We start from the raw sequence: 13,252 nt of genomic DNA, 5'->3' as shown, positions 1-13,252 counted from the left end.
GAACAGGTGATTTTTTAATCATATGTTTCTTTCATAGAAAACCTCTTTGACTGCTACGGACACCGTTGTTAGCCGGTGTCTGCCATGCAGCCACCCCAACCCGTTTAACCATTCGGTTAGAATATAATTACATATATTAAATCAAACACAAAGGAGAAAGTAAAAATGAAAACTACAAAGAAAATCTTTGCAGCTGTTCTTGCAGTAATGATGATCGCTCTCATGATTCCATTCTCAGCAAGTGCAGTAGAGAGCTATTCAGCTAAGTACAAACTTGCAGTTGATGCAACTGACACTGACAAAGTCGGTAATTACACATTCAGCTTCTTCAAGATTGCAGACCTCAACCTTACAACAGGTAAGTACACAAGTACTATCGACGACACAGCACTTGAGGATGCTGTAAATGGCACATACTCAGATGCAAAGTCACAGCAAATCATCACGGCTTGTGATAACCTCTACAAGACAGACAAAGCTGCATTCGGTACAGCTGCTACAACAATCAGCTTTTCTTCAACAGTTACAGAGGCTACTGCAACAGTAACAGCCCCAGGTCTTTACTATGTATATTGTACTTCTAAGCCCGCTAAGGTAACTGGTGTTCAGAGCTCACTCGCAGCACTTCCTTACTTCAACGGCACAGAGTATGTTTCTGTTGACCAGACAGCGTACAACCTTGCTGAAAAGGTTTCAACAAGCTCAGTATCAGTTGACAAGAAAGCTGACAAGACATATGTAGGCGACAACAATAAGACTGTAACCTACACACTTACAGCTTCAACAGCAGGTTCAATCGACAACCAGCTAAAAAAGTATGCAATCGTTGATACAATGGATGAAGGTCTTACATTCAACGAGAATTCAGTTGTAGTTAAGTACGACGGCGCAGTTGATGCTCTTACTTTGGGTACAGATTACTCTATTAAAAAGAACTATACTTACATAGGCAAGACCGGTGAGGCAACTGCTACATTCGCAGTTGTATTCGAATCTGCTACACTTGAATCAAAGGATTTCTATGATGCCAAAACAGTTGTTGTTACATACACAGCTGATTTAAACGAAAAGGCTAAGCTCAACACAGCTATCAGCAACACAGACGGTCTTGTTTATGGTAACGATTCTGATACAAACTTTGAACCTGGTAAAACTTCACCTGATGTATTTACATACGGCATGAAGGTTGTTAAGGTTAACGGCAATGACACAACTCAGAAGCTTGCTGACGCTGAATTCCAGATATTCACAGACGCAGAAGCTAAAACACCTCTTACAGTTGACGGCAAGAAAGTAGTTGCTAAGACAGGCGCTAACGGTGAGGCTATATTTGTTCTCGAAGGCACAACAACAACATTCAAGTTTGATGCTACACAGACATACTATGCAAAAGAGATAGCAGCTCCTACAGGCTACAACCTCAACAGCTCAGTATTTACAGTAAGCATTGACAAGAGCAAGGAGTATACATTTGTAGGTAACATTGCAGACGGTGACAATGTTGCTGTTGCTAACTACCCTGTAACTGTTCCTAAGACAGGTGGTATGGGTACAATGATGTTCTATGTTGGCGGTGCAGCACTTATCGCTTGTGCAGGCGTTCTTCTCTTTGTTCTTAAGAGAAAGAAAGCAGCTAAATAATTAATCGAATATCTTTATCTTAAAATCTGTGATATGATATATGTAATTTTCAGGGGATGCGGCAACGCATCCCCGTTCTATTTACAGAAGAGCTGTAGAAGCGGATGAATATTTATGTTTATATAATATGTTTTGATGTGATGAAAATTGTGTATTGTCTGTAGGGGAGAACCATTACATTTTTACAGTCGGGCATAATATGTTTTTTACATTACAAACTGTCTTCCCGACATTAATTTTCCATTTTTCATTTTCAATTTTACATTTAACTAAATTTTTCGCTCGGGCGGAATATGTTTTGGCATTGCACAAACTATCTTCACGAACTGGGACTGCGGCACGCAGTTGCGATAAATAGTAAAATATAGTATAATAACAACGGAACAAAAACACGCAGAAAAGGAAAATTTTATGAAACGAAAGCTGTCAATTTTACTAATAGTTTTAATATTTGTTGCGGGAATCGGCATAATGAGCTATCCGCTTGTCAGCTCCGCAATTAATAACTATGTCAGTCGAAGCATGGTTAAGGAGTACACCAACAGGGTTGCTCAGATGCCGAGTGAGAAAACTCAAAAAATGTTTGAAGAGGCTGCTAAGTACAATAACAGCCTTTCAAATAATATGATAATTACCGACCCGTTCGACGAAAAGGCTTTTCAGAAAATCGGCGCAAATTATGAGAAAACTCTCAATGTTGATGATAACGGTCTTATCGGCTATATTGATGTGCCGAAAATCAATGTTTATCTGCCGATTTATCACGGCACAAGCGAAGAGGTTCTTTCCAAAGGTGCAGGACATCTTCAAAATACTTCCCTGCCTGTCGGCGGTGCAAGCACACATTCAGTAATTTCTGCCCATTCGGGTTATCCGGGCGAAACATTTTTTGATTACCTCACCGATATGAAAGTCGGCGATGAGTTTTATGTTCATATCCTCGACAGAACGCTGAAATATGAGGTTGATCAAATCGAAGTTGTTCTTCCCTCGGAAATCAATTCCTTGCGGATTGTTGACGGCGAAGACCTTGTAACGCTCCTCACCTGTACCCCATACGGCGTTAATACTCACAGACTTCTCGTGCGTGGCAAGCGTGTCGATTATGACGATACAAAGTATATTGAAACGGGCGAGTCGCTTGCAAAATTTGATAACGGTTACATATTTTTTCTCGGTTACAAAATCCCTTATGCAGTCGCAATCGGCATAATTGTCGGCTTTGTTGCACTTGTTGTGTTTGTGGTTGTATTTCTGCTCAAGCGTAAAAAGAAGAAGTCAAACGGTGCAAAACGGCTGAGAGATGACTCGGCTGACGAAAATCAGAATGATTTGGGCGGTGATTCCGATGATTAAAAAAATACTTACGGGTGTGGCAATAGCAATGCTCGTTGTCGGAATAGGTCTTGTCGCATTCCCCCCTATATCAAATTTTATCGGAACACAGATTTCAAACGGTGAGGCTGACGGCTTTGACACCCGTGTTGAAGAAGCTGAGGACGGCTCTTTTGAACAGGCGGTCAAGGACGGCAAGGTTGACGAAGATGGTTACAAAATTGACAGGGAAGGCAATCGTACCTCCAAACAGCCCGTTGTTTTCAAGGCTGACCTCGACAGACTTTTCAATGACAGCGTTGCCTACAACAAAAAACTTGAAACAAACCAGTATGAAATGCTCCGCAACGATACCTATTCACAGGCTGCCGTCAATCTTGAGGATTACGGCATAACGGACGGCATTTACGGCTATGTTACCGCCGAAACAATAAATATGCGTCTGCCGATTTACCTTGGTGCGAACAGCTCAAATATGAGCTACGGTGCGGCACATATGAGTGCAACCTCATTGCCGATCGGCGGTAAGAATACAAACGCAGTCCTTGCAGGTCACACGGGATACATCGGTCGAATTTTTTTTGACAATCTCCGCAACCTCAAAATCGGTGACAGGGTTTCAATCACAAATTATTGGGATACACTCAATTACAAGGTCGTTGAAACCAAAGTCAATAAGCCGAGCGAATCAGGCGACTGCTATTTGCAGAAGGACAGAGATTTGCTCACGATGTTTACCTGCATAAGTGACGGCAACGGCGGTTTTGACCGTTACTATGTAATCTGTGAGCGTGCGTCATAATTTACAGCAGACTGTATTACGGTACAGTCTGTTTTTTGTTTAAAGACCAATTGTTAAAAACAGAAATTCCCGAATATTTTGTCTGTTATTTTGTAATAATTAATATCGGGAAAAATACGCATATATTGCCGTAAATGCCGAATTTATTTTAAAATTATTGACATAAGAAAAATAGATTGATAAACTTAGACAAGTATGAACAAATTTGCGGATAAAATTACAAATACGGAGGATAACAATGAAAAATATAATTAAAAAAATAACTGCAATCGCAATGTGCGGTATGCTTACTGTCGGTTCGGTTCTTATGACAGGTGCGGTAAGCGAGGATGAAAATCACAAGGACTTTGAAGTTACAGGTACAACGCAGAAAATCTCAAACAATCAGCTTTTTGTGACAACAACGGGATACACTGAAAATACCGATAAAAATTTCGGTGCAAAGTTCCAAACAACCGAAGAAAAGGATTACGATATATGGTTTAAGGATTGTATCAATGCACCGAAATTTGTAAATCTTCCAAAGGGCGAAAAATTTGTAAAATATATGATGACGCAGGGGCACGGTTATTTCGGTAATGTTCAGACATTCTATCAGTTTGACAAAACAGGCGGTGAATATGTCAAGGTGAAAATTAAGCTTTCCGATTTTTCCCGTCTGTTCAATGAAAACGGAACAATGACTGCTGAGCTTAGAGACGGTTCTTACAAGGATTTTGATTTTACATACGAAGATTTCGGAACTGACAGCAACGGTGTTAATTGCTATGCGGAATCCGGTGTATATGCAACAAGCGGAGGTACGGTAACCTCCTTTGCTCCCGATAAGGACGGCTATGCTGAAATATATGTTTCAAGACAGCTTGGTGTAGATACAAAAGTAATGTCATACCGCTATTGCAGACTTAAAGACGGAGCTCATTGCGATTACGGAAGAATCGGAGATACTCTGGTCGGTTTAACTTGCGGTGATACGGATTTAAGCGGATACATTTCTGTTACTGATGCAACGCTTGTTCAAAAATATGTTGTAGGTATTGAGGACTTTGACAAGCTTCAGCTTTTTAACAGCGATGTAAACCATGACGGCGAAATCAGTGTTGTTGATGCAACCTTGATTCAGAAACATATTGTCGGTTTGGATAGCTAAACAACATAAATAGGTGTAAACAATGAAAAATATAATTAAAAAAATAACTGCAATCGCAATGTGCGGTGTGCTTACCGTCGGTTCGGTTCTTATGACAGGTGCGGTAAGCGAGTATGAAGATCGCAAGGACTTTGAAGTTACAGGTACAACGCAGAAAATCTCAAACAATCAGCTTTTTGTGTCAACAACGGGATATACCGAAAATACGGCAAAGAATTTCGGGGCAATGTTCATATCAACGGATTATCAAAAGTACAGCGTGATGTTTAAGGACTGTATTGATGCACCGAAGTTTGTAAATCTCCCGAAAAATCAGGAATTTACTCGCCATATGATAACAGCGAATAATCGTTATTTTGGTAATACGGGTATGAAATTCAATTATGATTCAACAGGCGGAGAATATGTTAAGATGAGGATTAAACTCTCCGACTATTTTCCTGATGTCTTTAATGATGATGGCACAATGACCGGAAAACTCAGCGATGGCACATACAAGAATTTTGACTTTACATATGAGGATTTCGGTACAGACAGCAGCGGCAAACCTTGCTATGCAACCTCGGGCGCATATTTTGTCAGCGGAGGTGCGGTAACATTTTTTGTCCCCGATAAGAACGGCTATGCGGAGTTTTATATTTCAAGACAGCTTGGCGAGGATACGGGCCTTATGGCTTATAAATATTGCAGACTTAAAAACGGCGCAGAGTGTAAAACAACGATTGGTGGCAAATTGAACTGCCTGACTTGCGGTGATGTATATCCAGACGGAAACATTACGGTTGGAGATGCAACATCTGTTCAGAAATATGTTGTAGGTATTGTAGAATTCGGCAAGACTCAGCTTTTTAACAGCGATGTAAACCATGACGGCGAAATCAGTGTTGTTGACGCAACCTTGATTCAGAAGTATATCGTTGGGTTGATTTAAACAAAAATAATGGTACAAATAATATTGTAATTTAAATGATATAAATGTTACAAAGTAACTGCAATTCTGTATCTCATTTATACAGTTTATTTTTATCATAAATTTTCTGTCATTACTTGGCGGGCGTCCAATGAACGCCCCTGCTGATTAAACAAAAACAGTCGGGAAGACAATGCTTTGCATTTCGCAAATTGTCTTCCCGACTTTAATTTTACATTTTTAGTTATAGAGTTCTGCTAGGGTATTTTATTTTCGCCCTTATAAATACTATCTGCACGAACTGGGAACGGCGGCTCGCCGTTAGTGTCTAAATTCGTTTAAGATATCGTCAATTTCGCTTTCGTTCGGATCTTGCTTTTTGTCAATACCGGAAAGGTACTTGTCATAATCAAAATCGTCGTCATCTGCTGTTTCGGCTTTCTGCGGTGCAGGTGACGGTTTGCGTGCAGGCTTGCGTTCCTGTCTGTAAGGTGCTTTTCTTTCGGACTTTTTGCTTGATGAAGTCATGTTCTCAAGCTCTTCCTTTTCACGGCGCTTTGCCTCAAGGAGCATTTCCTCTGCTTCTTCCTGTTCTGCCTTTTCTTTCTGACGGCGCTTGTCACCGAAAGCAAGGTCGCCGAGGAAAAGTCCGAAAATTCCGGCAACAAGATAAACTACGAGGAGAATAAGGTTTGTTGAAAGTGTGCTTGAAGAAAATCCGCCGTTGTAGATGAGCATACTCGGAAGATAAATAATCGGCGCAATGAGTGCAAAGAGAAAGTCAAGTCCGTGTTTTGAGCAGTAGTGTGCCGAACAGCCGATTGCTGTAATCGGGAACACAAAGTCATATGCAACGGGTGAAAACTTTTGCATTGCGCCCGGAATAAACACAAGCGGCAACAGCATATAAACAAGCAAAATTATTACCGCATAGGGAACATATTTTTTAACCATATCTGTCATAACGGTTAATCTCCAATCTTTGAAATTTTATTTTAAATCATGCATATTCATTATACATTGATACACTTCAAAAAGCAAGAAATATTATACCGAGTTACCAAGCTGTTACAGAGGATAATGTAAAATGTTTGCAAAGTGGATTTTTAGCGGATAAATCCGTTGACATCGGACATAAAAAAGAATAAAATAAATATGTACGGGCTTTTGCCCGAATTTAAATGCGAATGAGGTGAAAACTTAATGGACGCAGACGGTAATAAAGGCGCTGTACCCGGGCGAAGTTGCAACAGAATGTGCGCTTGTGCGTTCATTTTGTTTTATTGATTTTGCTTTGTATTTTTATTTTAATTTGAATTGATTTAATTTAATACTCAGGGTGACACCGTCTTTACTTCCAATTGAATTAAAAAGGAGGAAAAGATGATGGAACAGGTTAACGTAACCCTTACCGAAACTATCAAAGTGTTGCTTGATGACAAAAAGTTCAGCACTTTGCGTGACATTTTGATTACGATGAAACCGTTTGACATTGCGGCGGTTTTTGAAAATCTACAGGATGAAAAAATGCCGATTCTGTTTCGTATTCTGCCAAAGGAGCTTGCGGCGGAAACCTTTGTCGAAATGGATGACGAAACTCAGGAATTCCTTATCCACGGCTTCAGCGACAGCGAACTGAAAGAGGTTGTCGATGAGTTATTTGTCGATGACGCCGTTGACCTTATTGAGGAAATGCCTGCCAATGTTGTAAAGCGTATTTTAAGACAGGCCGACAAGGATATGAGAAAGCAGATTAACGAGCTTTTGAAATATCCCGAGGACAGCGCAGGCTCGATTATGACAACCGAGTTTATTGTGCTTCGTCCCGATATGACGGCTGAAATGGCTATTAAAAGAATCAGAAGAACAGGTGTTGACAAGGAAACAATCTACACCTGCTATGTAACCGATGCCAACAACAAGCTTATCGGTATTACCACCGTAAAAGACCTTTTGCTTGCCGAAGATGACGAGCTTGTAAAGTCGATTATGGAGGAAAATGTTATCTCGGTAACTACTCTTGCCGATCAGGAGCAGGTTGCCCAGATGTTCTCAAACTATAACTTCCTTGCTCTTCCTGTTGTTGATAACGAAAACCGACTTGTCGGTATCGTAACAATTGACGATGCTATTGATGTTATTCAGGAAGAGGCTACCGAGGATATCGAAAAGATGGCAGCCGTATTGCCGTCTGACAAACCGTATATGAAAACAAGCGTTTTCGGTCTGTACAAAAAGAGAGCGCCGTGGCTGCTTATACTCATGCTTTCGGCAACCTTTACAAGTGCGATTATCTCATCATTTGAGGCTGTGCTTGCAAATGTTTTGATTCTCTCATCGTTTATCCCGATGATTACGGGTTCGGGCGGTAACGCAGGTTCTCAGGCGTCGGTTTCCGTAATCCGTGCGTTGTCGCTCGGTGAAATTCATTTCAGGAGCATTTTCCTTGTGCTGTGGAAAGAATTCAGGGTGTCAATTCTTTGCGGTATTACCCTTGCGGCGGCAAACTTTGTAAAACTGCTTTTGTTTGATCTCAACGGTCAGGAAAACGCATTTATGATTGCCCTTGTAATTTCGCTTACGCTTGTCGGCACAATTATTATGGCAAAGCTTGTCGGCAGCAGTCTGCCTCTTTTGGCAAGCAAGGTCGGCTTTGACCCTGCCGTTATGGCGAATCCGCTCATTTCAACAGTCTGCGACTCGCTTTCATTGCTTATCTATTTCGGCGTTGCAAAGTTGATTTTGCATCTGTGATTTTTTTAAAATTGAAAGTTGAAAATGGAAAATTGAAAATTGAGGTCGGGAAGACAGTTTGCAAAATGCAAATCATTGTTTCCCGACCGTTTTTGTTTAATCAGTAGGGGCGTTCATTGGACGCCCGTCTTGATGAAATAATTTGTAAGAACATAAATTTTTGATTTGATGAAAACGGTGTATAGTCTGTAGCGGCGAACCGTGTTCGCCAATCGAAACGATTGTAAAATCGGTTCGACTTAATGCAGACTATTGTCAGCTACCATATCATTTCATACTACAAAAATTGTGTGTTCGTTTTGGTTGTATAACCAAAACGATTGGCGAACGAGGTTCTCCGCTACAAAATATCAGTAACTTTGTGATTTTTATATAATGTGATTTGACATCAAATTTGTACCATTGCTAACGGGAGAACACGGTTCTCCCCTACATCATTTAGGTAATTGTATCTCATTTATATGGTTTATTTTTATCAAAAAAATTGTGTCGTTACTTGCGGGCGTCCAATGAACGCCCCTACACCGTGCTACATATAACAAAACTCCTTGTCATAACTTTCATTTATATCCAAATCTCCCAAAAAATGATAGTCTTAAACGACAAAACCCACCAAAACAGTATTGTATGCAAAAATTATTTATGCTATAATTAATCAAGTTTAACAAAACCATTACCGAGGTGTTTATATATGAAAATAAGCAATTTATTTAACAGCGGAAAAACAGTTTTTTCTTTTGAAGTATTTCCGCCTAAAAAGACCTCTCCGATTGAATCGGTTTACGGCAAGCTTGAAGAAATTTCGTCTTTAAAGCCTGACTTCATCAGCGTAACATACAGCGCAGGCGGCAGCGGTTCAAAGAGCCGTACCTGCGAAATCGCAACAAAAATCAAGAGAGATTTCGGAGTTGAATCCGTGGCACACCTCACCTGCATTAACAGCACAAAGGCTGATATTGACCGCAACCTTGCGCTTTTTAAAGAGAACGGCATTGAGAATATTCTTGCACTACGTGGTGACAGGGTTGAAGGTGTTGAACCGCAGAAGGATTTCACTTATGCGAGCGATTTGTGCAGATACATTGCGTCACAGGGTGATTTTGACATTGCCGGCGCTTGTTATCCCGAGGTTCACAGCGAGGCAACCGATGAGGTTGAGGACATTCACAACCTTCGCAAAAAGGTTGAGTCGGGTGCAAGCCACCTTATTTCACAGCTTTTCTTTGACAACTCCGTTTACTATCGCTTTCTTGAAAGAGCGAAGATTGCAGGCGTGAATGTTCCGATTGAGGCAGGTATTATGCCTGTAACAAGCAAAAGTCAGATTGAAAGAATGGTTTCAATGTGCGGTGCAAGCCTTCCTGCAAAATTTGCAAAGATTATGCAGAAGTATGATACAAGGCCCGAGGCTTTGCGTGACGCAGGCATTGCATATGCGGTTGACCAGATTGTTGACCTTATCGCACACGGTGTTGACGGCATCCACCTCTACACAATGAACAACCCGTATGTTGCAAGAAAAATTACGGAGGCGGTGTCAAGTCTTTTATGATAACGCTTGACAGATTAAACCGCAAAGAGGCTATACGCTACCTCGGCGGTGCAGGAATCAGCCTTAATTACCGCATGGATGTGCTGATGGATGAATGCGAAAAAGAAATACTGAAAACAGCAGAGCCGAGATTTCTCTATGTTGAACGCAAAGCTCCGTTTGACGATATTTTACTCGGCAATGATATAAAAAAGCACCTTGAGGGCTGCCACACAGCCGTTATGATGTGTGCGACAATCGGTTCGGAAATTGACAAGCTTATCCGTATAAGTCAGATTTCCGATATGGCAAGGGCGGTTGTGCTTGACAGCTTTGCAAGCGTTGCCGTTGAACAGGTGTGTCAAAAGGTTGACGAAATCCTTGCCGAAAAATACAGCGGAAAGTATATGACCTTCCGTTTCAGCCCCGGCTATGGGGACTATCCTATTGAGATGCAGAAGGAGTATCTGAGAATACTTGACGCTCCGAGAAAAATAGGTCTTACAACAGGCGACAGCTGTCTGCTTGTGCCGTCAAAGTCGGTTACGGCGATTCTCGGAATTTCAGACAATCCGATTGAACGAAGAAAACGAGGGTGTGCAATTTGCAGTATGAAAGGCAAATGTCGCTTCAGAAGAAATGGGGAACATTGTGGTGTTTAAGAATTTTTCAAACTTTAGTGAATATCTCAACCAAAAGAATTTTATTCTGCTTGACGGTGCAACAGGAACTCTCATTCAGAAAAGCGGTGTAAAGTACGACCATGTGCCTGAGGTGCTGAACATTACTCACCCCGAGCTTATCGAGAGCTTTCACAGGAGGTATATTGATGCCGGATCTGACATTGTGTACGCAAACACCTTCGGTGCAAATGCCTACAAGCTTCAGGACAGCGGTTACAGCGTTGAAGAAATCATCGGCGCCGGTGTTAAGATTGCAAGAAAAGCCGTTGAGGGTACAGACGCCCTCGTTGCCCTTGATATCGGTCCGATAGGTCAGTTGCTTGAACCTGCCGGTTCAATGAAATTTGACGAGGCTTATGAGTATTACAAACAGCAGATTCTTGCCGGTAAAGATGCCGATGTCATAGTTTTTGAAACAATGACCGACCTTTACGAGCTTAAAGCCGCAGTCCTTGCCGCAAAGGAAAACTGCGACAAGCCTATCCTCACAACAATGACCTTTGAGAGAAACGGACGAACATTTACGGGTGTATCCCCTGCCTGTGCGGCTGTCACTCTTACGGGACTCGGTGTTGACGCTCTCGGTGTAAACTGTTCACTCGGTCCGGATGAGCTTGAACCCGTTGTTTCCGAGATGTCGAAATACACAAATCTTCCCCTTGTAATCAAGGCTAACGCAGGTTTGCCCGATCCTAACAGCAACGAGTACAACATTATGCCCGACAAATTTGCCGAGTGCGTTTGTTCACTCCTCAAATACGGTGTTAAGGTTATCGGCGGATGCTGCGGAACGAATCCCGATTATATTGCAAAAATTAAGTCAGAGGTTGCCGACAAAGAATATCAGCCTCAGACAAAGAGCGTTGACACAACCGTTTGCAGTTCAACGACGGTTGTCGAAATCAATGGTCCGAGAATTATCGGCGAAAGAATTAACCCCACAGGTAAAAAGCTGTTCAAGCAGGCGCTTGTTGAAAATAATATTGACTATATCCTCACTCAGGCTCTCAGTCAGGTTCAGGGCGGTGCGGAAATTCTTGATGTCAATGTAGGTCATCCCGAAATTGACGAAAAAAAGATGATGGTGCGTGTTCTTAAGGCTATTCAGAGTGTGTGTGATGTTCCGCTCCAGATTGACTCCACAAAGCCCGAGGTTATTGAGGCTGGACTCCGCTACTACAACGGCAAACCGATTCTGAACTCCGTAAACGGTGAGGAACAGAGCCTTGCAACGGTTCTTCCTCTTGTCAAAAAGTACGGTGCGTCTGTTGTCGGACTTGCACTTGACGAAAACGGTATCCCGAAAACCGCCGAGGGCAGATTTGAGATTGCAAAACGAATTGTTGAAAGAGCCGAGGCTGTCGGCATTGACAGAAAAGATGTATATATCGACTGTCTTACTCTTACGGTTTCCGCAGAACAGGCGGCTTGCCGTCAGACTCTTGAGGCCTTGCACAGAGTAAAAACGGAACTCGGTTGTAAAACCTGTCTTGGCGTTTCAAACATTTCTTTCGGACTTCCGAACCGTGAGCTTGTCAACAGAACTTTCCTTACAATGGCTATGGAACAGGGACTTGATTTGCCGATTATCAACCCAAATGTTGAGTCGATGACAGGCGCTGTAAGAGCATTCCGTGTGCTTAACGGCATTGACAAGAACTCGCTTGAATTTATCAACGCATATAACGATGCTGTTCCTGCCGCTCCCGTTAAAAAGGCAGACAGCAATGTTGATATTTTTGCGGCTGTTTATAACGGACTTAAAAACGAAGGTGCAGCCGCAACCGCAAAGCTTCTTGAAACAACCGATGCAATGCAGGTTGTAAACGAAATGCTCATCCCTGCACTTGACAGAGTGGGTGAAGATTTTGAAAAGAATAAAATCTTCCTTCCACAGCTTATCCAAAGCGCAAACACAGCTCAGGAGTGCTTTGATGTAATTAAAAAGCACCTTACAAAGACAAGCGGAACTCCCGTAAGCAAGGGCAAAATTATCGTGGCAACCGTAAAGGGCGACATTCACGATATCGGCAAGAACATTGTAAAGGTTCTTCTCGATAACTACGGCTACACAGTTGTTGACCTCGGTCGTGATGTTGATCCTCAGCTTATTGTTGATACTGCCGTTGAACAGAATATTACAATGATAGGACTTTCGGCTCTTATGACAACAACCCTCAAGAGCATGGAAGACACAATAAGGCTTGTAAGAGAATGTAAGGAACTTCAGAATCCCGACGGCTCAAGCAAATGCACAATATTTGTCGGCGGTGCGGTTCTTACAAAGGACTACGCTATGAAAATCGGCGCTGACTACTACTGCCGTGACGCAAAAGAAAGCGTTGACACGGCAAAGCTCGTTCTCGGCTGATTTAGTGACATATATCGTCAAATGTTTATTGAATGTACGCCCTGCCTGTGATAAAATGGTGGAAGGATGATTTTT

At 41.9% G+C, this 13,252-nt stretch carries 10 protein-coding genes; 9 read left to right on the top strand and 1 reads right to left on the bottom strand.

What is annotated here, in order from left to right; all coding sequences use genetic code 11:
- Positions 1-165 precede the first annotated feature (165 nt).
- From AC2HW8_RS02585 to AC2HW8_RS02565, 5 genes are all read left to right on the top strand, one after another.
- Positions 166-1,641: a SpaH/EbpB family LPXTG-anchored major pilin gene (locus AC2HW8_RS02585; protein WP_484327108.1), complete on the top strand. Its 1,476-nt coding sequence runs from the start codon at positions 166-168 to the stop codon at positions 1,639-1,641.
- A gap of 411 nt (positions 1,642-2,052) precedes the next feature.
- Complete coding sequence (locus AC2HW8_RS02580) at positions 2,053-2,997, top strand: class C sortase (RefSeq protein WP_484327107.1); 945 nt, start codon at positions 2,053-2,055, stop codon at positions 2,995-2,997.
- Positions 2,990-3,778: a sortase gene (locus AC2HW8_RS02575; protein ID WP_484327106.1), complete on the top strand. Its 789-nt coding sequence runs from the start codon at positions 2,990-2,992 to the stop codon at positions 3,776-3,778. Before AC2HW8_RS02580 ends, AC2HW8_RS02575 begins: the two co-directional genes overlap by 8 nt.
- A 238-nt stretch (positions 3,779-4,016) precedes the next feature.
- Complete coding sequence (locus tag AC2HW8_RS02570) at positions 4,017-4,928, top strand: dockerin type I repeat-containing protein (RefSeq protein WP_484327105.1); 912 nt, start codon at positions 4,017-4,019, stop codon at positions 4,926-4,928.
- Between the two features lie 22 nt (positions 4,929-4,950).
- Complete coding sequence (locus AC2HW8_RS02565) at positions 4,951-5,859, top strand: dockerin type I repeat-containing protein (protein ID WP_484327104.1); 909 nt, start codon at positions 4,951-4,953, stop codon at positions 5,857-5,859.
- Positions 5,860-6,159: 300 nt separating this feature from the next.
- Here AC2HW8_RS02565 and AC2HW8_RS02560 read toward each other — a convergent pair whose 3' ends face one another.
- Positions 6,160-6,801: a hypothetical protein gene (locus AC2HW8_RS02560; RefSeq protein WP_484327103.1), complete on the bottom strand. Its 642-nt coding sequence runs from the start codon at positions 6,799-6,801 to the stop codon at positions 6,160-6,162.
- Between the two features lie 423 nt (positions 6,802-7,224).
- On the opposite strand from AC2HW8_RS02560, the gene mgtE reads away from it, so the two are divergent.
- The 4 genes from mgtE to AC2HW8_RS02540 all read left to right on the top strand — a co-directional run bounded on the left by mgtE (position 7,225) and on the right by AC2HW8_RS02540 (position 13,177).
- Positions 7,225-8,592 (top strand): magnesium transporter, encoded by a 1,368-nt coding sequence (mgtE, locus tag AC2HW8_RS02555; protein ID WP_015523115.1) that lies wholly within the window; start codon positions 7,225-7,227, stop codon positions 8,590-8,592.
- A gap of 691 nt (positions 8,593-9,283) precedes the next feature.
- Entirely contained in the window at positions 9,284-10,144 is an 861-nt protein-coding gene (gene metF, locus AC2HW8_RS02550) for a methylenetetrahydrofolate reductase [NAD(P)H] (RefSeq protein ID WP_021883786.1), read from the top strand.
- Positions 10,141-10,785: a vitamin B12 dependent-methionine synthase activation domain-containing protein gene (locus AC2HW8_RS02545; RefSeq protein ID WP_046431225.1), complete on the top strand. Its 645-nt coding sequence runs from the start codon at positions 10,141-10,143 to the stop codon at positions 10,783-10,785. Before metF ends, AC2HW8_RS02545 begins: the two co-directional genes overlap by 4 nt.
- The gene (locus AC2HW8_RS02540) at positions 10,763-13,177 is read left to right on the top strand and encodes a homocysteine S-methyltransferase family protein (RefSeq protein ID WP_117950104.1); all 2,415 of its coding nucleotides are present in this window, start codon (positions 10,763-10,765) and stop codon (positions 13,175-13,177) included. The genes AC2HW8_RS02545 and AC2HW8_RS02540 overlap by 23 nt, the downstream gene beginning before the upstream one ends.
- The last annotated feature ends 75 nt before the right edge of the window (positions 13,178-13,252 follow it).

The sequence above is a fragment of the Ruminococcoides sp. genome, assembly GCF_057037865.1.
This window is presented reverse-complemented; position numbering and strand designations above follow the sequence as displayed.

Excerpts from the sequence above, each read along its gene's own strand:
- AC2HW8_RS02585 (WP_484327108.1), top strand. The coding sequence starts at position 166 with ATGAAAACTACAAAGAAAATCTTTGCAGCTGTTCTTGCAGTAATGATG.
- AC2HW8_RS02580 (WP_484327107.1), top strand. The coding sequence starts at position 2,053 with ATGAAACGAAAGCTGTCAATTTTACTAATAGTTTTAATATTTGTTGCG.
- AC2HW8_RS02575 (WP_484327106.1), top strand. The coding sequence starts at position 2,990 with ATGATTAAAAAAATACTTACGGGTGTGGCAATAGCAATGCTCGTTGTC.
- AC2HW8_RS02570 (WP_484327105.1), top strand. The coding sequence starts at position 4,017 with ATGAAAAATATAATTAAAAAAATAACTGCAATCGCAATGTGCGGTATG.
- AC2HW8_RS02565 (WP_484327104.1), top strand. The coding sequence starts at position 4,951 with ATGAAAAATATAATTAAAAAAATAACTGCAATCGCAATGTGCGGTGTG.
- AC2HW8_RS02560 (WP_484327103.1), bottom strand. The coding sequence starts at position 6,801 with ATGACAGATATGGTTAAAAAATATGTTCCCTATGCGGTAATAATTTTG.
- mgtE (WP_015523115.1), top strand. The coding sequence starts at position 7,225 with ATGGAACAGGTTAACGTAACCCTTACCGAAACTATCAAAGTGTTGCTT.
- metF (WP_021883786.1), top strand. The coding sequence starts at position 9,284 with ATGAAAATAAGCAATTTATTTAACAGCGGAAAAACAGTTTTTTCTTTT.
- AC2HW8_RS02545 (WP_046431225.1), top strand. The coding sequence starts at position 10,141 with ATGATAACGCTTGACAGATTAAACCGCAAAGAGGCTATACGCTACCTC.
- AC2HW8_RS02540 (WP_117950104.1), top strand. The coding sequence starts at position 10,763 with ATGGGGAACATTGTGGTGTTTAAGAATTTTTCAAACTTTAGTGAATAT.